A 20,789-nucleotide genomic window follows, 5' to 3' on the forward strand; every position below is an offset into this window, starting at 1 on the left:
GCGGGCTCGCTCAGTTCGCGGCGGTGCTCGTGGCGTGGTTCGCGGCGTTGGCCGATGCGGGAGCATCGGTCGGCACGACGAGACCGGTCTGGGTTGCGTCGAAGCCGCCGCCCAGTGCCTTGATCAGACCGATCTGCAGACTACGGCGGCGCATCTGCAGACCCGTGACCGTCTGCTCGGCGGCAAGGCGGTTTTCGTCGGCGGTGAGCACCTGCAGCTGCGGCGACAGGCCGGCCTTGTAGCGGATTACGGCGAGCTGGTACGCCTTGCTCGACGCGTCGAGCGCGCGCTGGGCGTCACCCTCCTGGCGGTCGATCGAGCGGATCGACGACACCTGCGTCGAGACGTCCTGCAGCGCGTTGATCAGCGTCTGGTTGTAGTTCGCGACGTCGCCCTCGAAGTCGGCGTAGCGGCCCTTCAACTGCGCGCGCAACGCGCCGGCGTCGAAGATCGGCAGATGGATCGCCGGGCCGAACTGGATCTGACGGCTCGACGCGGTCAGGAAACGGCCCCAGCCGAACGCGTCGAAGCCGAAGCCGGCCGCGAGATTCACGTCCGGGTAGAACTCGGCTTTCGCTTCCTTCACGTCATGCATCGCGGCTTCGACCTGCCAGCGCGCGGCGACGATGTCCGCGCGACGCGCCACGAGGTCGGCCGGGATGTTGTCCGGCAGAGCGACCACGTCGCCGCCGGTGAGCACCGGCTTTTCGATCTGCAGGCCACGGTCCGGGCCTTTGCCGAGCAGCGCGCCCAACTGGTAGCGCACGACGGTGATCTGGCCGTCGAGGTCGGTCAGGTTCGACTGGCTCGTCGCGACGTTGCCGGCGGCGGTCTGCTTCTCGACGTTGGTGTCGAGGCCGGCCGTCACGCGGTCATTCGTGATACGGCCGACGTCCTGGCGGTTCGCGATTTCACGCGCGGCGATGTCGCGAAACGCATACAGCTGCGCTAGCTGGTTGTAGGTGCTCGCGACCGACGCGGCGAGCGTCACGCGCGCCTGCTGCATATCGGCCTCGGCGGCTTTCTGCTGCGACACGGCCTGGCCGAGCCGCTGACGGTTCTTGCCCCACAGGTCGAGATCCCACGACGCGCTCGCGAGCACGTTGTTCTCGCTATACCAGGTGCCGCCGAACGGAGGCGGGTAAAGGGAGTTTGCCGAGTACAGCTCGCGGGTCCACGAATAGCTCGCGCTGACCTTCGGGAACAGCGCTGCGCGCGAGCTTTCAATATACGACGAAGCCTTTGCGAGCCGCGCTTGCGCCTGGGCGATCGACGGGCTGCCCTCGAGCGCTTCCGCGATCAGCTTCGGCAGTTGCGGGTCGCCGAACTGGTTGGCCCAGTCGAGCGATGGCCACTGGCCGCCCTCGTTGGGCAGACTCTGCGTCGACTCGTACTGCGTCGGCGACGCGATCTGCTTGTCGCTTTTGACGCCGAAGTAGTTCGCGCACCCCGTGAGGGCGAGCGCCGTCACCGCGGCGGCGACAGCGGCCCGGCTCGACAGCGCGGGCGCGGACAGGGAAAGGGATTTCATCGCTCGACTCTTCTTTGAGTGGAATGTATTGATGGACGCAGCAAGCAAGCTATTACGATTTGCTATTGGGATGGCTTGCGGCGTCGCGGGAAAGTCCCGAGTGTTCGCCGGAATTGACGAGCACGCGACGCAGCATGCTCTTCAGGAAGCCCACTTCTTCCGGGGTGAACCCGCTCAGCAGGTTATCGAGCACGCCATTGAAAATGGCCGGCATGCGAGCCGCGATCGCATGGCCTTCCGGCGTCAACGCGAGGCGCACGACGCGCCGGTCTTCGTTACTGCGCACCCGCGTGAGCAGGCCGCGCTTTTCGAGCCGATCGATCAGGCGCGTGACGGCGCTTGCGTCGATACCGTATTCACGCGCCAACTCAGCCGCGAGCAGGCATTTGCCGCTCGCCACCATGAACAGGATGCTGCCCTGCTGGCTGGTGATGCCGAGTTCGGCCATGCTGCGCTGTGTGATCAGGTTTGATAGCGTCGATTTCACCCGTGAGATGAGATAGCCGACGCTTTCGCCGAGCTGGTACTCGCTGAGATCCGGCGTGGATTCGTTGGACGGCTCCGTCATGATTCTCGTGCGAATGCAATGGTTGACTAGGCATTAGTATAGCTGGCTGTTGATTGACGCGACAAGCGTTAATACAGCTTAGGCAAGGATTATTTCGCGCTCAAGCAACAAACCGTACGGAATGACGCAGGGCGGGGCAAGGCGCGATTCGCGCAACTCGCGCAGGCGCGGGGAGCGGACGGTCTATCGGGGAATACCGGAAAAGGATCATCCGTGCGTGCTATAATTTTGGGTTCCCAAAAGTGCGCTTTGGGCTTGTTGTCGTGGTTTGGCTCCTCAACCAGCAGCATAAGCAAGCGGCGCACTCAACCGTCTTCAGGTTTCCTATGACCCGCGCCCTACGCAACATCGCCATCATTGCTCACGTCGACCACGGCAAGACCACGCTCGTCGACCAGCTCCTCCGTCAGACCGCCACGTTCCGCGAGAACCAGCAGATCGCCGAGCGCGTGATGGACTCGAACGACATCGAAAAAGAGCGCGGCATCACGATCCTGTCGAAGAACTGCGCGGTGGAGTACGAGGGCACGCACATCAATATCGTCGACACGCCGGGGCACGCCGACTTCGGCGGCGAAGTGGAGCGCGTGCTGTCGATGGTCGACTCGGTGCTGCTGCTCGTTGACGCGGTGGAAGGCCCGATGCCGCAAACCCGCTTCGTCACGAAGAAGGCGCTCGCACTGGGTTTGAAGCCGATCGTCGTGGTCAACAAGGTCGACCGTCCGGGCGCGCGGATCGACTGGGTGATCAACCAGACCTTCGACCTGTTCGACAAGCTCGGCGCCAGCGAAGAGCAGCTCGACTTTCCGATCGTCTACGCATCGGGCCTGAACGGCTACGCGGGTCTCACGCCTGATGTACGCGACGGCGACATGCGTCCTTTGTTCGAGGCAATCCTGCAGCACGTGCCGGTGCGCCCGGCCGACCCGGAAGGTCCGCTGCAACTGCAAATCACGTCGCTCGACTACTCGTCATACGTTGGTCGTATCGGCATTGGCCGTATCACGCGCGGCCGCATCAAGCCGGGCATGGCCGTCGCGGTGCGATCGGGCCCGGAAGGCGAAATCCTCAATCGCAAGATCAACCAGGTGCTGTCGTTCAAGGGTCTCGATCGCGTGCAGGTCGACTCGGCTGAGGCGGGCGACATCGTGCTGATCAACGGTATCGAGGAAGTGGGCATCGGCGTGACGATCTGCTCGCCGGAACAGCCGGAAGCGCTGCCGATGATCACCGTCGACGAACCCACGCTGACGATGAACTTCCTCGTCAACTCGTCGCCGCTCGCGGGCCGTGAAGGCAAGTTCGTCACGAGCCGCCAGATTCGCGACCGCCTGATGAAGGAACTGAATCACAACGTCGCGCTGCGCGTGCGCGATACCGGCGACGAAACGACGTTCGAAGTGGCCGGCCGCGGTGAGCTGCACCTGACCATTCTGGTCGAAAACATGCGCCGCGAAGGCTACGAGCTGGCCGTGTCGCGTCCGCGCGTCGTGATGCAGGAAATCGACGGCGAGAAGCACGAGCCGTACGAAAATCTGACCGTCGACATGGAAGACCCCCACCAGGGCGGCGTGATGGAAGAACTTGGCCGCCGCAAGGGCGAAATGCTCGACATGGCATCGGACGGCCGTGGCCGCACGCGTCTCGAGTACCGTATTTCGGCGCGTGGTCTGATCGGCTTCCAGTCGGAATTCCTCACACTCACGCGCGGTACGGGTCTGATGAGCCACACGTTCGATTCTTACCAGCCGGTCAAGGAAGGCGCGGTCGGCGAACGTCGCAACGGCGTGCTGATCTCGCAGGACGACGGCGCGGCAGTCGCATACGCACTGTGGAAGCTGCAGGACCGCGGCCGCATGTTCGTGGCGCCGGGAGAAGCGCTGTATGAAGGCATGATCATCGGCATCCACAGCCGCGACAACGATCTCGTCGTGAACCCGATCAAGGGCAAGCAGCTTACCAACGTGCGCGCGTCTGGCACCGACGAAGCCGTGCGTCTCGTGCCGCCGGTTCAGCTGTCGCTCGAATACGCGGTCGAGTTCATCGACGACGACGAGCTGGTCGAAGTCACGCCAAAGTCGATCCGTCTGCGCAAGCGCTACCTGAAGGAACACGAGCGCCGCAGCGCGAGCCGCAACAAGGTTGCCGGCGAATAAGCCGGACTCGAATATCCTTCTGGATAGCAGGAAGCGGAAGCCACCTTCGGGTGGCTTCCTTGTTTTTGGCGCATCAAAACGTTTGGCGCTGCATCATGCCTGCCACTTTCCGGGGCGGCACACATGTAGACACCCATTGCGCCGTTCGCCTTCATTTCTCACAGAACACTGTTGCGCGCTGTGAAAAGGCACCCCGTCGCCCGCGAAACGCCCGCCATCACAGGCTTTGCGCCTGTGCCGTTCGCTATCTGGGCTATTCGTTCTGTGCTATGCTCCCGGGTGCAAAGTTTTAGGTCCTTCCAAGCAAGACTTGATTCGCGCAATCCGCTAAACGGTCAGGCCGTGTCGCGGAAGGTTCGGTAACCCGCCTATTTCTCGAGAAACTCGAAGAAAGGTGAGCGTAAAAATGATGAAGCAATTCCAGTCGAACTCTTATCTGTTCGGCGGCAATGCTCCGTACGTTGAAGAAATGTACGAAGCGTATCTCGATAATCCGGCGTCAGTGCCCGAGACCTGGCGCAGCTATTTCGATGCGTTGCAGAACGTGCCCGCATCGGACGGCAGCAACGCCAACGACGTGGCCCATGGCCCGATCGTCGAATCGTTTGCCCAGCGCGCCAAGGCCAATGCCTTCCTGCCGCGCGCAACGGTCGGCGGCGAAGATCTCGCAACCGCCCGCAAACAGGTTTACGTCCAGTCCCTCATCGGCGCATATCGCTTCCTCGGCTCGCAATGGGCCAATCTCGATCCTCTGAAGCGCCGCGAGCGTCCCGCGATCCCCGAACTTGAACCCGCGTTCTACGACTTCACCGAAGCCGACATGGACCAGGAGTTCAGCGCAACGAATCTGTACTTCGGGTTCGAGCGCGCGACGCTGCGCGAGATCGTCAAAGCCCTGCGCGACACGTACTGCGGCACGATCGGCGCCGAGTACATGTACATCAGCGATCCGGAGCAGAAGCGCTGGTGGAAGGAACGCCTCGAATCGATCCGTTCGACGCCGAGCTTCAACAACGACAAGAAGAAGCACATCCTGAATCGCCTGACGGCCGCCGAAGGCCTCGAGCGTTTCCTGCACACCAAGTACGTCGGCCAGAAACGCTTCTCGCTCGAAGGCGGCGAGAGCTTCATCGCGGCGATGGACGAAGTCGTGCGTCACGGCGGTCTGCGCGGCGTTCAGGAAATCGTCATCGCGATGGCTCACCGTGGCCGTTTGAACGTGCTGGTCAATACGCTCGGCAAGATGCCGGCAGACCTGTTCGCCGAATTCGAAGGCAAGCACGTCGATGATCTGCCGGCTGGCGACGTGAAGTATCACAAGGGCTTCTCGTCGGACGTCGCGACGGAAGGCGGCCCGGTTCACCTGTCGCTCGCGTTCAACCCGTCGCACCTCGAAATCGTCAACCCGGTGGTCGAGGGCTCGGCGAAGGCGCGTATGGACCGTCGCGGCGACGAAAACGGCGTTCAGGTGCTGCCGGTGCAGATCCACGGCGACGCGGCTTTCGCCGGCCAGGGCGTCGTGATGGAAACGCTGAACCTCGCGCAAACGCGCGGTTACGGCACGCACGGCACGCTGCACATCGTCATCAACAACCAGATCGGCTTCACGACGTCGGACCCGCGCGACTCGCGCTCCACGTTGTACTGCTCGGACGTCGTCAAGATGATCGAAGCGCCGGTGCTGCACGTGAACGGTGACGATCCCGAAGCGGTCGTGCTGGCCACCCAGATGGCGATCGACTTCCGCATGCAGTTCCACAAGGACGTCGTCGTCGACATCGTCTGCTTCCGCAAGCTGGGCCACAACGAGCAGGACACCCCGGCGGTCACGCAGCCGCTGATGTACAAGACGATTTCGAAGCACCCCGGCACGCGCGCGCTGTACGCTGAAAAGCTCGTTCAGCAGGGCGTCATCAAGGCCGAGGATGGCGAGGAATTCGTCAAGGCTTATCGCAGGGCGATGGACGAGGGCCACCACACGGTCGACCCGGTGCTCTCGAACTACAAGAGCAAGTACGCGGTGGACTGGGTGCCGTTCCTGAACCGCAAGTGGACCGACGCGGCCGACACGGCCGTGCCGCTCGCGGAACTGAAGCGCCTCGCCGAACGCATCACCACGATTCCGGAAAACTTCAAGGTTCACCCGCTCGTCGAGCGCGTGATCAACGACCGTCGCGCCATGGGCCGCGGCGAAGCGAAGCTCGACTGGGGCATGGGCGAGCACCTCGCGTTCGCATCGCTGGTCGCTTCGGGCTACGCAGTTCGTCTGACCGGTCAGGATTCGGGCCGCGGCACGTTCACGCACCGTCACGCAGTGCTGCACGACCAGAACCGCGAGCGCTGGAACGACGGCACCTACGTGCCGCTGCAGAACATCGCCGAAGGTCAGGCGAAGTTCACGGTGATCGACTCGGTGCTGTCGGAAGAAGCGGTGCTCGGCTTCGAATACGGTTACTCGACCGCTGAACCGAACACGTTCGTCGCGTGGGAAGCGCAGTTCGGCGACTTCGTGAATGGCGCGCAAGTCGTGATCGACCAGTTCATCTCGTCGGGCGAAGTGAAGTGGGGCCGCGTGTCGGGCCTGACCATGCTGCTGCCGCACGGCTACGAAGGCCAGGGTCCGGAGCACTCGTCGGCGCGTATCGAGCGTTTCCTGCAACTGTGCGCAGACCACAACATGCAGGTCGTTCAGCCGACCACGCCGGCGCAGGTCTTCCACCTGCTGCGTCGCCAGATGATCCGCCTATTCCGCAAGCCGCTGATCGTCGCGACGCCGAAGTCGTTGCTGCGTCACAAGGAAGCCGTGTCGGATCTGTCGGAACTCGCGAAGGGTTCGTTCCAGCCGGTCATCGGCGAAGTGGACGAAACCATCGACGCGAAGAAGGTCAAGCGCGTGCTGGCCTGCTCGGGCCGCGTGTACTACGACCTGGTCGCGCATCGCCGCGAAGCGAAGGTGAACGACGTTGCGATCATCCGTATCGAACAGCTCTATCCGTTCGCGCACAAGCAGTTTGAAGCGGAAATGAAGAAGTACGACAACGCAACCGAAGTGGTGTGGGTGCAGGACGAGCCGCAGAATCAGGGCCCGTGGTTCTACATCGAGCACCATCTGAAGGAAGGCATGAAGGAAGGGCAGAAGCTGGCGTACAGCGGCCGTCCGGCTTCGGCTTCGCCTGCAGTCGGCTACTACGCGAAGCACTACGAGCAGCAGAAGGCGCTGATCGAAGGCGCTTTCGGCCGTCTCAAGAGCGCGTCGATCGCTAAATAAAGAAACAGACGAGCCGGGAAAGCGCAGTGCGCTTTCCCGCGCCGCGCCGAACGTTTCCCATGAGGTTCAGGCGCGGCGTTCACGGTTCGCAGGCGGTCGTGAAGAAGCGCCGTCACCCGATACGTATTCAGGATACTCATAATGGCTATTGTTGAAGTCAAGGTTCCCCAGCTCTCCGAGTCGGTCTCGGAGGCAACCATGCTGCAGTGGAAGAAGAAGCCCGGCGAGGCTGTCGCTCAGGACGAAATCCTCATCGAAATCGAGACCGACAAGGTCGTGCTCGAAGTGCCGGCACCGGCAGCAGGCGTGCTCGCGCAAGTCATTTCGAACGACGGCGACACGGTCACGGCTGAGCAGGTGATCGCGAAGATCGACACGGAAGGCACCGCAGGCGCCGCCGCTGTCGAAGCCGAAGTGAAGCCGGCTCCGGTCGCTGCCGCGGCTCCCGCACCGGCGGCTCAGGCCGCTGTCGCAACGGGGTCGAACACCGCTGCTTCGCCGGCTGCCGGCAAGCTGATGGCAGAGAAGGGTCTGGCTGCGGGCGACGTCGCCGGCACCGGCCGCGACGGCCGTATCACGAAGGGCGACGTGCTCGTCGCCGGCCAGGCTGCTCCGGCTGCCAAGGCTGCACCGGCTCCGGCTGCCGCACCGAAGGCTGCGAAGCCGTCGCTGCCGGACGTCAAGGCCCCGGCATCGGCCGATCAATGGCTGAAGGACCGTCCGGAACAGCGCGTGCCGATGTCGCGTCTGCGTGCTCGTATCGCCGAGCGTCTGCTCGAGTCGCAGCAAACCAACGCCATCCTCACGACGTTCAACGAAGTGAACATGGCGCCGGTCATGGAGCTGCGCAACAAGTACAAGGACAAGTTCGAGAAGGAACACGGCGTGAAGCTCGGCTTCATGTCGTTCTTCGTGAAGGCGGCTGTTCACGCGCTGAAGAAGTTCCCGCTCGTGAACGCGTCGATCGACGGTAACGACATCGTCTACCACGGCTACTTCGACATCGGTATCGCTGTCGGTTCGCCGCGCGGTCTGGTGGTGCCGATCCTGCGCAATGCAGATCAGCTGAGCCTCGCCGACATCGAGAAGAAGATCGCCGAATTTGGCCAGAAGGCGAAGGACGGCAAGCTGTCCATCGAAGAAATGACCGGCGGTACGTTCTCGATCTCGAACGGCGGCGTGTTCGGCTCGATGCTGTCCACCCCGATCATCAACCCGCCGCAGTCCGCGATTCTCGGCGTGCACGCCACCAAGGAACGCGCAGTGGTCGAAAACGGCCAGATCGTGATCCGCCCGATGAACTACCTCGCGCTGTCGTACGACCACCGTATCATCGACGGCCGCGAAGCAGTGCTGTCGCTGGTCGCGATGAAGGATGCGCTGGAAGATCCGGCTCGCCTGCTGCTCGACCTGTAAGCGCACGTTCCACCGACGCCGGCCCGTGGTTTGCGCGGGCCGGCGTCATCCGTAGCACGTCTTTAGCATTCCGCAGTACAGGAACGGCGCGCGCCACCTCGAGTGGCCCGGCGCCGTTCCGCCATCAAAGGGATTGTCATGTCCAAAGAATTTGACGTCGTCGTGATCGGCGCAGGCCCTGGCGGTTATATCGCCGCCATCCGCGCAGCGCAGCTCGGCAAGACCGTCGCATGTATCGAAAAGTGGAAGAACCCGGCCGGCACGCTGAAGCTCGGCGGCACCTGCCTGAACGTCGGCTGCATTCCGTCGAAGGCGCTGCTCGCTTCGTCGGAAGAGTTCGAGAACGCGTCGCATCACCTTGCCGACCACGGCATCTCGGTGGAAAACGTTTCGGTCGATATCTCGAAGATGATGGGCCGCAAGGACGGCATCGTCGAGAAGATGACCAAGGGCATCGAATTCCTGTTCCGCAAGAACAAGATCACGTGGCTCAAGGGCCATGGCAAGTTCACCGGCAAGACGGACGCCGGCGTGCAGATCGAAGTGAGCGGCGAAGGCGAAGATGGTGCAAGCAGCGAAGTCGTCACGGCGAAGAACGTGATCATCGCAACGGGTTCGAAGGCGCGTCATCTGCCGGGCATTCCGGTCGACAACAAGCTGATCGCCGACAACGAAGGCGCACTGTCGTTCGACACGGCACCGAAGAAGCTCGCCGTGATCGGCGCAGGCGTGATCGGTCTGGAACTCGGCTCGGTGTGGCGCCGCCTCGGCGCGGACGTGACCGTGCTCGAAGCGCTGCCGGAATTCCTCGGCGTGGCTGACCAGGCGCTGTCGAAGGAAGCGGCCAAGCAGTTCAAGAAGCAAGGTCTCGACATCCAAGTCGGCGTGAAGGTCGGCGAAGTGAAGACGAGCGAAAACGGCGTGACGATCGCCTACACGGACAAGGACGGCAACGCGCAGACGCTCGAAGCCGACCGCCTGGTCGTGTCGGTCGGCCGCGTGCCGAACACCGACAACCTCGGCCTCGAAGCGATCGGCCTGAAGGCCAACGAGCGCGGCTTCATCGACGTGGACGACCACTGCGCGACGGCCGTGCCGAACGTGTACGCGATCGGTGACGTGGTGCGTGGCCCGATGCTCGCGCACAAGGCTGAGGACGAGGGCGTGCTGGTTGCCGAAGTGATCGACGGTCAGAAGCCGCACATCGACTACAACTGCATTCCGTGGGTGATCTACACCGAACCGGAAATCGCATGGGTCGGCAAGACGGAGCAGCAACTGAAAGCGGAAGGCCGCGAGATCAAGACCGGCCAGTTCCCGTTCATGGCGAACGGCCGCGCGCTCGGCATCAACAAGGCGGACGGTTTCGTCAAGATGATCGCCGACGCGACGACCGACGAACTGCTCGGCGTGCACATCATCTCGGCGAACGCATCGGACCTGATCGCGGAAGCCGTGGTGGCGATGGAGTTCAAGGCGGCGTCGGAAGACATCGGCCGTATTTGCCATCCGCACCCGTCGCTGTCGGAAGTCATGCGCGAAGCGGCACTCGCCGTCGACAAGCGCGCGCTGAACATGTAAGTACGCACGCCTGAGCGAAACGCAACCTTGGCATCACCAAAGGCGGGCGGGGTTCAATCCCTCCCGCCTTTCTTTTTGCAGCAACACGATGAACGTCACCGAATACTACGAAAAAGAACTGCAGACGCGCGGTTATCAATCCGATCCGGCGCAGCGCGCGGCGGTCGACCGCCTGCAGCGGTGCTATGAAGAGTGGGTCGCATACAAGTCGCGCCGCTCGAACGCGTTCAGAAAGCTGATCATTCACCCCGATCTGCCGCGCGGCGTGTACATGTGGGGCGGCGTGGGCCGCGGCAAGAGCTTCCTGATGGACAGCTTCTACATGATCGTGCCGTTGCATCGCAAAACCCGTCTGCACTTCCACGAGTTCATGCGCGAAGTGCATCGCGAGCTTGAAGAACTCAAAGGCCGGGCCGATCCGCTCGACGAACTCGCGCGCCGCATTGCGAAGCGCTATAGGCTGATCTGTTTCGACGAATTCCACGTCTCGGATATCGCCGACGCGATGATCCTGTATCGCCTGCTCGACAAGCTGTTCGAGAACGGCGTGCAGTTCGTGATGACGTCAAACTACGCGCCCGACACGCTGTACCCGGACGGCCTGCATCGCGACCGCATGCTGCCCGCGATCGAACTGATCAAGCAGAAGCTCGACGTGATCAACGTCGACGCGGGGATCGATTATCGCCAGCGCACGCTCGCGCAGGTGGAGGTCTATCACACGCCACTGGACGCCGCCGCCGGCAAGGCGCTGCGCGACGCCTTCGCGCGCCTCGCCGCGGTGCCCGACGAAAGCCCGCTGCTGCATATCGAGAAGCGCGAGCTGAAGGCGCTGCGCCGCGCGGATGGCGTGGTCTGGTTCGACTTCGCGACGCTGTGCGGGGGCCCGCGCTCGCAGAACGACTACCTCGAACTCGCGACCCGCTTTCACGCGGTGATCCTGTCGGACGTGCCGCAGATGTCGGTGCGCATGGCGTCGGAAGCGCGCCGCTTCACGTGGCTCATCGACGTGTTTTACGACCACAAGGTCAAGCTGTTGATGTCGGCTGCGGTGCCGCCGGAGCAGTTGTACGTCGACGGTCCGATGGCTAATGAATTCACGCGTACGGTGTCGCGCATCGTCGAGATGCAGTCGAAGGAGTATCTCGACACGCCGCGCCGGATCGTCGACACGTCCCTAACCTGAGCTACCGCGCACGACATATTTTCAGGATTCGGAGTGGTCTGATATTCCGCGCACGGATGACTGGCTATCTTTTGTCGTTGTTCTGACAAAGGAGGAAGCATGTACCCGTATCGCGAAATCACCGATGAAGAATGGCAGCGCGTTGCGCCACTGCTGCCCGAACTCCGGCCGCGTACCGAAATGCGTGGCCGTCCACTTGCCGATACCCGCTCGGTGCTCAACGGCGTGCTTTGGGTCATGTATAACGGCGCCACCTGGTCCAAAATGCCGCGCCGCTACCCGTCATATCAGACCTGTCATCGCCGCTTCAAGTCGTGGTACGAATTGGGCGTGCTCAAGCACGTCACGGAGCAACTGCTCGGCACCGCGAGCGAAGATTTCTGCAGATTGATGGAAGCGCGTATGCGCACGCACGCGAGCGTGCGGCACAAGCGCGCCGCGTCCAAGCGCGTGCCCGCGGCGTTTCGTATTCCGGCCGCCGCATACGATCCGGTACCGGCCACGTCGGTGCCGGCGTCGCCGATCGCTTACGCTGCACCGCTCAAGCAGGCAGCATGAGCATCGCAAACAGCTTGCCCCAATGAAAACGGCCGCGCGATTCTTGATCGCCGGCCGTTTTTTATGTTGCACCTCCTGACGCAGAGCGCGCATCGTTGCAGCATCATGCGCACATTCAGGCGACGTGCCAGGCGCCACGCATGCGCCGCACGTCGACCCTCATTGCTGCCGTATCCACGTTTGCGAGCGGCCAAGCAGCGCGACCCCAATGTAGCCACGCACCACGAGCTTGTTGCCGTCGTCCTCGAGATGCATCTTGCATTTGTAGACCTTGCCGTTTTCAGGATCGAGAATCTGGCCGTGATCCCATGCGTCGCCATCCTTCTTCATGCTGTTGATGATGGTCATGCCGAGGACCGGTTGATCCTTGCGCGCGTCGGTGCATTCGGTGCAACGGCGATCCGGCTGGTCGTTCGCGCCGAGACCCTTGATAACCTTGCCGTTCAGTTCGCCATTGCTGTCTTGTGTGATCTGCACGAGCGCCTTCGGCTGGCCCGTGTGATCGTCGATGGTTTGCCACGTGCCGATCGGTGTATCGGTCTGCGCCATCGCGGTCACGGCGCTGGCGAGCAGGGCGCCGGCGAGCGCGGCGTGACGGGCGGTGCGCAGCGCAAGCGCGCCGGCACGTCGAGTGAATTGCGTCATTGCCTTCCTCCTTGATATGAGACAGCGCGATCATGGTCGCGCGGCGTTATGGGCATCGTGGTCGGATGTGCGGTACCGGCCCTCGCGATGCGGAACGATGCCAGCGGTGTGCCGTTTGCAGCGTCAGCGCAGAATACGCGAAAGTGCATGTGTCGTTTGATAGTGGAGCTTCTAATCCGCTCGCGGCACTTCTGAAGCGTGTCAATTCAGCTGGTAGCAGAACCTCGCGTTGATGCGCGGACTGTGCGATGCGGCGCATCACCGAGCGCTTTTCCGACGGACACATCGAGGCTGTAGCAGTGCGCATATGTGAAGCCGAGCGTGATCGGCCGGTTGGCCTCGACCGTCGCGCCCCAGCCGGAATCGCCCGACGCATCGCCCGGCTCATGGCATGTCCTCGCCGACGAGCGATCAGCGGCAGGGAATCGAACGGATCGTCGTCTACCGCTGCGCCGGTGAGGCGGGACTACGCTTGTGCCTGTTATAGAAGCAAACGCGCAAGTACCATATTTTCGACGAAGAGCCCGAAAGCCGCCAAAGTGAGTAATAATTCCCCGTTTTCTACTAAAACAAAATCTGTTCAACAGGTATCACATGGACCGAAAGTCGAAGCTACGAGAGATTGCTCTGGCCGCATGCATCGTATTGGGGGCCCTTCAGGGCGCGAATGCACAGGCTCTGCAGAACAGTGGTGCGAGCGGTACGGTCGTGTCCCAGCCGGGTACGACGAGTGCGTTGCCCGACACCTCGCAGGCCGGCCAGGCGGAAACCACTGCACTGACGCCGGATGAAAACCGGCAATCCGCCACCGGGAACGTGGCTGAATTGCAGCAGATGATCCACGGCCCGGATCTGAGCGAATTGCGCACCACGTATAACGGCAGCTATGGCGCGAGCCTGCTGTTCTACGGCAAGGAGATGACCTACTACGTCGCGCTGTTCCAGCAGAAAAACTTCTGGCGCGTGATCAAGTCGCAGGACGCCGCGCGCGCCGAGCTGATCTACAAGGATTTCGCGCGGCAGACGATGCAACTGTCGGACATCGAGATCCGCCGTACGCAACTCGAAGCGCAGAAGGCGTTCACGCAGCGCATGGTCGCGCTGTCGCAGGAACGCGCGAGCCGGCTGCAGGCCGACCTCGACGTCGCGCGTCAGCAGCAAAGCATCGTCGCGAGCCAGCAGGAGCAGAAGCGCGCCGAGGCGACCGAACTGGCGCAGCAGAAGGCCGCCGCGCAGGATCAGTTGCGCGTCGCCCAGCGCCAGGTGCGCGACCTGCAGCGTCAGCTCAATAGCGGCTTGCCGGTGCATTGAGCACGACGGTGTGAGCCTGGGTGGAGTGGCGGGACGGCGCGGAAATCGGTGCGCCGTCCGGCTCGTCCGCGGGCGTTACCGTTGTTATGTTTGAGCGGTGCTTTCCATACCCCGCCAGCCCGCGCATCGCACTTTTACCGCCGGGCTTTTCGGCATTTGCACTCGGCATTTTTCGCGAGCCCTGACGGCTCGTTGCCGCGTCGTTGTGCGCCGCCGTCGTACGACGCAAGACGGCGCGACTTCAATGCCGCTTGCGCGTATCCGCTTGCGTTTTGCGCATCCGTTCGCGAGGCGGCTGCGTCACGTCGACGGCGATCGGATCGCTGGCGGGAAAGCTTTCCATCAGCGCTTCGTCGAGCCGCGTATCGGCGGACGTCGGGGGCGTCCGGCGCGTGCGCGCCGGTCGGGAGGCATGCTGGTTTTTGCTGGTCATGGCGCGCTCCATCGGTAGAGGGTCGATCATTCAGCATAGCGCATCGCGGCTATCGGCGAACGACCGCGAGATGGCGCAGGCGCGTCGTTTAAAGCTGGCCGGCACCGAGTGTCCCGGCCGCGCTCGAGCCGCGCTTGAGCCGCGCTCGAGCCGCGAACGACACCTCCATCGATCCATCACACAGCGAACCAGATGAACGGGAAAAAGCCGGCGGGCTCGCGACGAGTGCTCGCAGCCCACGTCGTGGAAGCCGAACTGGAACACTTGGATTGGGCGACGCGGCAACCGGCGCTGCACCTGTTCGACGCCGGCTACTGGCGCCGCCGCGTGCTGGCGGTCAAGGGGAGATTCGAGCTGACCGAGCGTCAGCCGACCCAACTGGAGAAAATTCTGCGGCGCCTCGGTTCGTCCGCGGAGTAGCGAGGCGCGGCCGCTACAGCTTCTTCGTATTTATTCCTGATTGCCGCCGGAGCTGCCGCCGCCGTGGTTGCCGCCATGATTGCCGCTTTCGCCGCCGGTGCCAAACAGACGCCGCCGCCGCGTGACGACCACCGGACCTTCGGAGTTGCCGCTGCGCTCGCTCGGCGCGCGTTCCGCCGACGGCGTGCCGTACGATTCACGCCCTTCGCGCGGCTCGCGATGTTCGCGCGAACCATGGGGACCGCGCGCGCCATGTTCGCCATGCGACGTTCGGCCCGTGCGCGGCGCCGGCCGCGTGCCGGTGTCGAGCTGGATCGTGGAGATCGCGCGCTTGTAGATGCCTTGCAGGCCAACCGGCGTGCGCAGCATCACCAGGTACTGATCGAACGACTCGATGCATCCGGTCAGGCGGATGCCGTTGACCAGATAGATTTCGACGCGCTTTCGTTCCTTGCGCGCAGCGTTCATGAAGTCGTTTTGCGGATGCGATTCTGCGGAAGCCATGGACAATTCAGGTTAGATAGACGGTGGTTCGCCGCGATTTTACCCTTTCTACCCTATGCGGGGGCAGAACGCGTCGACGGGGCGAACTTTGTCCACTATAACGACTTGTGAGCACATAAGCATCCGATAACGCGGGACTGTAACGTTGAGTTACGAATCTGCTGGTCAATGTCGTCTACTTCCGGTCTCTCCAGGCATTGCCGGCATGGTTGGCGGAAAAGGAAGAACATAGGGGCATGTTGCGCGACCACGGCGGCGGCGTCGAAGCGCCGCGAAAAGCCCGGAGAAACAGCGCAGCGAAACAGCGCCACGACGGCGATGGAATAAACCACGCGATCGCGGCGTTGAGTCCAGTATGGCAGTACCGCATTCCGCGGCCTGCCGCCCGCCGCGCCGGTCGGTCGATCGCGTGCCGGGCATCTGCCAGGAGGCTCACCATGAAAGCATCCCGTATTCTGTCAGCGCTCTTCGTCCTGCTCGCGCTCGCGTGCGGCTCCCTCGCGCACGCGGCCGATACCGACAACGCCGCGTCGGGTTCGAGCAACAACAGCAACAGCAGCGGCGGCGGCTACTAACGCCGCGACCGGGCCTGGCACGCCGGGTGACATTCGAAGCGGAAGTGATCGCGTGGCTGCCCCAGCTGCGCCGCTATGCGCGCGCGCTGACGGGCGACCGCGCCTGGGCCGACGATCTCGTGCAGGATACGGCGGAGCGCGCGCTTGCGCGCTGGTCGGCATTCCGGCCGAACAGCAACCTGCGCGCGTGGCTGCTGACGATCCTGCGGCATCTGTACATCGACCAGCTGCGCGGGCGCCGCGAGATCGCCGTCGACGACGAAAGCGCGCCGTGGCGCAATCTCGAGGCGCCGCAAGGTGAGGTCGACGGTCTGGTGCTGCGCGACGTGCAGCGCGCGCTGTACTGCCTGCCGCTCGAGCAGCGTGAGGTGCTGCTGCTGGTGTGCGTCGAGGAGCTGTCGTACCAGCAGGCATCGAGCGCGCTGGGGGTGCCGATCGGTACGGTGATGTCGCGGCTGTCGCGGGCGCGCGAGCATATGCGCGCGTTGCTGTGCGAGGAGCCGCCAGGACCGATGCACGGACCGCAGCCCCGTGCGCCGCGGGCGGCGCATAAAGTCGCGCCGCTGAAAGTGGTGAGAAACCGATAATGAACAACGACGACTCCGATTCCGGCTTGCATGACGAGCTCGATCTGCGCGCGCTGTCGGCCTATGTCGATGGCGAATTGCCGGAAGAGCAGCGCGCCGCGATCGAAACGCAGCTTCGCCAGCATCCGCAGGCCACCGCGCGCGTGGCCGCGTGGCGCGCGCAGAAGGCGGCGCTGCGGGCGCTGTGCAGCGCGCCGGACAGCGATGCGCGGCAAGCGCAAGCAGGGCAGCGGGCCGACGATCGGCAGCAAACCGCTGAAGCCGGCGAGCGAAGCTATGCAGGCAGCCAGCCCACGGAGGCGGAGGAGCCGGCTTTTATCGTCGTGCGTCGGACGCGGCCGTGGTGGCAGCGCGCGGGTCTCGCCGCCTGCTGGCTCGCGGCCGGCGCCGGGCTCGCGCTGGCCCTCGGTCCGCTCGCGCCGCGGCTAACCGGCGGCGCGTGGAGCGGCTTCGGCGGACAGCCGGCCGGTTTTGCGCAGCGCGCGGATGTCGCGTATGCGGTGTACTCGCCGGAGCGGCGTCATCCGGTCGAAGTCGCCGCGAGCGAAGAGGAGCATCTGATCACCTGGCTGTCGAAGCGGCTGAATCGTCCGCTGTCGGTGCCGTCGCTGCAGGAGTATGGTTATTCGCTGGTGGGCGGCCGGCTGTTGCCCGGCGAGGCCGGGCCGGCTGCGCAGTTCATGTACGAGAACCAGACCGGCGCGCGCCTGACGCTGTACGTGACCGGCGTCACCCGCAACGAAACCGCGTTCCGTCTGTTTCGCGACGGCAACCGCCGCACCTTCTACTGGATCAGCGACGGCATGGGCTACGCGCTGTCTGGCGCGATCGCGGAAGGCAAGCTGCGCGAGATCGCGATCGACGTGTGCAGCGAGCTCGGTGGTAAGCCCGAGACGTGGCAGCAGTAGCGGGCGGTAGCGTGTCGTCAAGGCCGTCAGCGGCGACGCACGCATAGCTGCCCGCGCGACTGCACCCGCGGGTTGCCCGACCGACAAGGAGACGCCTTGCCCCAGACGCTGCCGCCCAACCTGTCCGCCGCGCAGTTCGACCGGGCGCTCGCCGGCTGGCGCGCGATCGTCGGTGAAGCGCACGTGCTGCGTTCCGACGCCGGCCTCGCCGCCTATGTCGATCCGTTCGCGCCTGGCGAGCCGGGGGCGTTTGTCGCGAGCGCCGCGCTGCTGCCCGCGTCGGTCGATGAAATCCGCGCGGTGCTGCGCATCGCCAATCAGTACCGGATTCCGCTGTGGACCGTGTCGACCGGGCGCAACTTCGCGTACGGCGGCGCGGCGCCGCGTCTCAGCGGCTCGGTCGTGCTCGACTTGCAGCGCATGAACCGCATCCTCGAAGTCAACGAAACGCTCGCCTATGCGCTGGTCGAACCGGGCGTCAGCTATTTCGATCTGTACGCGCATCTGCGCGACAAGGGCTACAAGCTGTGGGTCGATCCACCGGCTGCCGGCTGGGGCAGCGTGGTCGGCAACACGCTGGAGCGCGGCTTCGGCTATACCGACTACGGCGATCACGCGGCGGCCCAATGCGGGATGGAGGTCGTGCTCGCCAACGGCGACGTGCTGCGCACCGGCATGGGCGGCGTCGAGATCGGCACTGCGTGGCAGCTTTATCAGCCGGGCTACGGGCCGTCGTTCGATGCGATGTTCATGCAGTCGAACTACGGCATCGTGACGAAACTCGGCGTGTGGCTGATGCCCGCGCCGCCCGCGTATCTGCTCGGCGAAATCCAGTTTCGTCGCGAGGCCGATCTGGAGGAGATCGTCGAGATTCTGCGGCCGTTGCGGCTCGACGGCACGATCCGCAATCACGCGGTGATCGAGGGTGGATTGCGGCGCGCGGCGAGCCTGTCGCCACGCCGGCAGTGGTACGACGGCGCGGGCGCGATGCCCGGGAGCGCGGTGCAGGCGATGCTCGACAAACTCGGCGTCGGGCGCTGGAACCTGCATTTCGCGCTGTACGGCACGCCCGAGTTGATCGATGCGCGCTACGCGCTGATCGAGCGCGCGTTCGCGCGGGTGCCAGAGGCGCGGCTCACGGCGGCGCGCTATGCGGGCGATGCTCAGCCGACTGGCGGCGGCGATCGCAACATGGCCGGCATTCCCGCGATGACCGCGTTTCGCATGCTCGACTGGCGCGGCGGCGCGGGCGCGCACGTCGACTTCGCGCCGATCTGTCCGGCGACCGGGCGCGACGCGATGCGCCAGTACACGATGGTGAAAGCGCGCGCCGCCGAATACGGCTTCGACTACTACGGTGGCTTCACCGCGGGCGCGCGGCATCTGCATCATATTTTCGCGGCGATTTTCGATCGCGACGACGCGAACCAGGTGGAGCAGGCCGGCGCGCTGCTGCGCTCGCTGATGAGCGACGCGCGCGCGGCCGGCTACGGTGAATATCGCGCGCATCTCGCGTACATGGATTTCGCGGCCGCGCAATACAGCTTCAACGACGGTGCGTCGCTGCGCTTCGCCGAAACGCTGAAGGATGCGCTCGATCCGAACGGCATTCTCGCGCCGGGCAAGCAGGGCATCTGGCCGGCGGCATGGCGCGACCGGCGGGGGTACACGTGAACGACGCGTGCGGACACGCACGGCAGACCGAAGCGCAAACAGAACGGAACGTACACGCCAATGGATCGACGCACTTTCATGCTCACCGGTGCATGCCTCGCGACGGCCGCGGGCGGCGCATGGCCGTGGCTCGCGCAAGCCGCCGCGTGCGCTGACGATGCGCGCGCGTTCGCGATCGTCGACTCGACGCTCGAATGCGGCGCGTCGTTCGCACGCTATGCCGCGCATCTTCGCTTGCCGACCTTCGAAACCGGCGACGATGCGGGTGCGCTCTGGTTCACCACACTTGCGCCACTGCTCGACGATGGGCGGACCCCGCACGCGATGCCCGCGCTGATCGGCTTTACGCGCGCGTCCGATTACTTCGTCCTGCAACACCTCGCGCTTCGCACGGGACGCTTCGTCGAGCATCGTCACGAAGCGCGCGAGGGGCTGGACGCGCAACCCGCCCACGTGGCCTTCGCGCTGACGCCGCGCAGCGCGCGCTAGAACTTGTAGTCCTTGTTCTTCGGATCGAAGGTCGAATCGTCGAATGTCCTCGGCGTGATGCTCTCGAACACGATCTGCTCGAAAATCTTGCCGTCGTTGTCGTAAGACTGGACGCTGCGAAAGAACGGATGACGCAGATCGAGCCCGAGCGTTTCTTTTTTCGCGTAGAACTGTGGCTGGCCGACCGGTGTTTCGAACGTGAACGCGACGACGCGCACACCGTCGATGGTCTTCACTGCGATCCGCACCGAACGTGGCAAGCCGGCCTCGGTGTATTTTTTTCCTTCACTCAGGTATTGATCGGCAACGTACTCGGTGCCGAGATCGCGCACGCTGTGATTCGATTGCGAGCGTGCGAGCGCGCCGGTCAGCGACGTCCACAACGGCATCACGTTCATGATGCCGCCGAGGTGGCCGTAGGTTTCGTCGCTACGTTTCGATTCGTCGTAGATGATTTCCTGGCCCGCGTGCGCGCCGTCGGGCAGCCACTTCGCGTAGATGCGCAGCGGGTCGTGCGCGACGCGCACCAGCATGTGATCGGGCTTGTCGGGCCATATGCCGCGAATGCGCTCGGAGCGCGACATCGTGAACTCGTACGACGGGTAGTCGTTCGGCCCTTCCTTGATATAGCGCGGCAGCGCGAGCGGATCGAGCGACTGGAACAGCGCGACCAGTTGCGCGTCGTCGAGCTTTTCGAGCGTGCCGCTTTGCTGCGCGGCGCGCAGCCATTTGACCTGCTGGTCGAGCGTCAGCATGCCGACCTGCGCGGCCGGCGTGGTGGGTGGCTTGACGGCGCTCGCGGTGTTGAGCGGGGGCGGGCGATCGTCGTTCTGCGCGAAGGCCGTCGGCACCGACAGCAGGCCGAGCGCGACGAGCAGCGCACCCAGCAAGCGCTGTCGCCGGCGATGCGAACGGGCGGTCATGCGGTGCTTCATGAATTTCTCCAGAAAGTGACGCGGCCGCTCATGCAACCTGCAAG

The 20,789-nt window shown here is 64.0% G+C and carries 19 protein-coding genes and 1 pseudogene; 13 read left to right on the forward strand and 7 right to left on the reverse strand.

Going from position 1 to position 20,789, the window contains the following annotated elements; all coding sequences use genetic code 11:
* Positions 1-10: 10 nt before the first annotated feature.
* Together OKW40_RS23700 and OKW40_RS23705 are read right to left on the reverse strand one after the other, a co-directional pair.
* On the reverse strand, positions 11-1,531 hold the full coding sequence (locus OKW40_RS23700; RefSeq protein ID WP_429491776.1) for an efflux transporter outer membrane subunit: 1,521 nt from the start codon (positions 1,529-1,531) through the stop codon (positions 11-13).
* 52 nt (positions 1,532-1,583) lie between these two features.
* A complete protein-coding gene (locus tag OKW40_RS23705) occupies positions 1,584-2,099 on the reverse strand; it encodes a MarR family winged helix-turn-helix transcriptional regulator (protein WP_429491777.1) in 516 nt (171 codons plus the stop codon).
* 326 nt (positions 2,100-2,425) lie between these two features.
* Here OKW40_RS23705 and typA point away from each other — a divergent pair, with 326 nt between their 5' ends.
* The 6 genes from typA to OKW40_RS23735 all read left to right on the forward strand — a co-directional run bounded on the left by typA (position 2,426) and on the right by OKW40_RS23735 (position 12,264).
* Positions 2,426-4,255 (forward strand): translational GTPase TypA, encoded by a 1,830-nt coding sequence (gene typA / locus OKW40_RS23710; RefSeq protein ID WP_090804133.1) that lies wholly within the window; start codon positions 2,426-2,428, stop codon positions 4,253-4,255.
* Between the two features lie 406 nt (positions 4,256-4,661).
* Positions 4,662-7,523 (forward strand): 2-oxoglutarate dehydrogenase E1 component, encoded by a 2,862-nt coding sequence (locus tag OKW40_RS23715; RefSeq protein ID WP_429357035.1) that lies wholly within the window; start codon positions 4,662-4,664, stop codon positions 7,521-7,523.
* Positions 7,524-7,664: 141 nt separating this feature from the next.
* Positions 7,665-8,939, forward strand: a complete 1,275-nt coding sequence (gene odhB / locus OKW40_RS23720) for a 2-oxoglutarate dehydrogenase complex dihydrolipoyllysine-residue succinyltransferase (RefSeq protein WP_184029896.1) — start codon at positions 7,665-7,667, stop codon at positions 8,937-8,939.
* Positions 8,940-9,077: 138 nt separating this feature from the next.
* Positions 9,078-10,520 carry a dihydrolipoyl dehydrogenase gene (lpdA, locus tag OKW40_RS23725; RefSeq protein WP_429491779.1) on the forward strand — a complete coding sequence of 481 codons (1,443 nt, stop codon included), beginning with the start codon at positions 9,078-9,080 and terminating at the stop codon, positions 10,518-10,520.
* A gap of 88 nt (positions 10,521-10,608) precedes the next feature.
* Positions 10,609-11,706 carry a cell division protein ZapE gene (gene zapE, locus OKW40_RS23730; RefSeq protein ID WP_090804139.1) on the forward strand — a complete coding sequence of 366 codons (1,098 nt, stop codon included), beginning with the start codon at positions 10,609-10,611 and terminating at the stop codon, positions 11,704-11,706.
* Between the two features lie 99 nt (positions 11,707-11,805).
* Complete coding sequence (locus tag OKW40_RS23735; protein ID WP_429491781.1) at positions 11,806-12,264, forward strand: transposase; 459 nt, start codon at positions 11,806-11,808, stop codon at positions 12,262-12,264.
* Between the two features lie 159 nt (positions 12,265-12,423).
* Here OKW40_RS23735 and OKW40_RS23740 read toward each other — a convergent pair whose 3' ends face one another.
* On the reverse strand, positions 12,424-12,909 hold the full coding sequence (locus tag OKW40_RS23740; RefSeq protein ID WP_429491783.1) for a DUF2147 domain-containing protein: 486 nt from the start codon (positions 12,907-12,909) through the stop codon (positions 12,424-12,426).
* A 201-nt stretch (positions 12,910-13,110) separates the two neighbouring features.
* A pseudogene (locus tag OKW40_RS23745) lies at positions 13,111-13,298 on the reverse strand (ShlB/FhaC/HecB family hemolysin secretion/activation protein); the annotation flags it as partial.
* 205 nt (positions 13,299-13,503) lie between these two features.
* On the opposite strand from OKW40_RS23745, the gene OKW40_RS23750 reads away from it, so the two are divergent.
* Positions 13,504-14,220 (forward strand): DUF2968 domain-containing protein, encoded by a 717-nt coding sequence (locus OKW40_RS23750; protein ID WP_184066800.1) that lies wholly within the window; start codon positions 13,504-13,506, stop codon positions 14,218-14,220.
* Positions 14,221-14,461: 241 nt separating this feature from the next.
* Here the strand turns inward: OKW40_RS23750 and OKW40_RS23755 are convergent, their stop codons facing one another.
* On the reverse strand, positions 14,462-14,653 hold the full coding sequence (locus OKW40_RS23755) for a hypothetical protein (protein ID WP_090805694.1): 192 nt from the start codon (positions 14,651-14,653) through the stop codon (positions 14,462-14,464).
* Positions 14,654-14,845: 192 nt separating this feature from the next.
* Here OKW40_RS23755 and OKW40_RS23760 point away from each other — a divergent pair, with 192 nt between their 5' ends.
* On the forward strand, positions 14,846-15,073 hold the full coding sequence (locus tag OKW40_RS23760; RefSeq protein ID WP_429491784.1) for a hypothetical protein: 228 nt from the start codon (positions 14,846-14,848) through the stop codon (positions 15,071-15,073).
* 30 nt (positions 15,074-15,103) lie between these two features.
* Here OKW40_RS23760 and hfq read toward each other — a convergent pair whose 3' ends face one another.
* Positions 15,104-15,577 (reverse strand): RNA chaperone Hfq, encoded by a 474-nt coding sequence (gene hfq / locus OKW40_RS23765; RefSeq protein WP_184044097.1) that lies wholly within the window; start codon positions 15,575-15,577, stop codon positions 15,104-15,106.
* Positions 15,578-16,014: 437 nt separating this feature from the next.
* Between hfq and OKW40_RS23770 the strand changes: the two genes are divergently transcribed.
* From OKW40_RS23770 to OKW40_RS23790, 5 genes are all read left to right on the forward strand, one after another.
* The gene (locus OKW40_RS23770; protein WP_167368637.1) at positions 16,015-16,152 is read left to right on the forward strand and encodes a hypothetical protein; all 138 of its coding nucleotides are present in this window, start codon (positions 16,015-16,017) and stop codon (positions 16,150-16,152) included.
* A gap of 26 nt (positions 16,153-16,178) precedes the next feature.
* Positions 16,179-16,739: a sigma-70 family RNA polymerase sigma factor gene (locus tag OKW40_RS23775; protein ID WP_429357042.1), complete on the forward strand. Its 561-nt coding sequence runs from the start codon at positions 16,179-16,181 to the stop codon at positions 16,737-16,739.
* On the forward strand, positions 16,739-17,647 hold the full coding sequence (locus OKW40_RS23780; protein WP_429491786.1) for an anti-sigma factor family protein: 909 nt from the start codon (positions 16,739-16,741) through the stop codon (positions 17,645-17,647). The genes OKW40_RS23775 and OKW40_RS23780 overlap by 1 nt, the downstream gene beginning before the upstream one ends.
* 96 nt (positions 17,648-17,743) lie before the next feature.
* Entirely contained in the window at positions 17,744-19,321 is a 1,578-nt protein-coding gene (locus OKW40_RS23785; RefSeq protein WP_429491788.1) for an FAD-binding oxidoreductase, read from the forward strand.
* Between the two features lie 60 nt (positions 19,322-19,381).
* Complete coding sequence (locus OKW40_RS23790) at positions 19,382-19,810, forward strand: hypothetical protein (RefSeq protein ID WP_429491790.1); 429 nt, start codon at positions 19,382-19,384, stop codon at positions 19,808-19,810.
* On the opposite strand, the gene OKW40_RS23795 is transcribed toward OKW40_RS23790, so the two are convergent.
* Positions 19,807-20,745, reverse strand: a complete 939-nt coding sequence (locus OKW40_RS23795; RefSeq protein WP_429491792.1) for a DUF1571 domain-containing protein — start codon at positions 20,743-20,745, stop codon at positions 19,807-19,809. The genes OKW40_RS23790 and OKW40_RS23795 overlap by 4 nt on opposite strands.
* Positions 20,746-20,789 lie beyond the last annotated feature (44 nt).

Origin of the sequence: Paraburkholderia sp. RAU6.4a, assembly GCF_050435625.1 — a bacterium.
Taxonomy (GTDB): domain Bacteria; phylum Pseudomonadota; class Gammaproteobacteria; order Burkholderiales; family Burkholderiaceae; genus Paraburkholderia; species Paraburkholderia tuberum.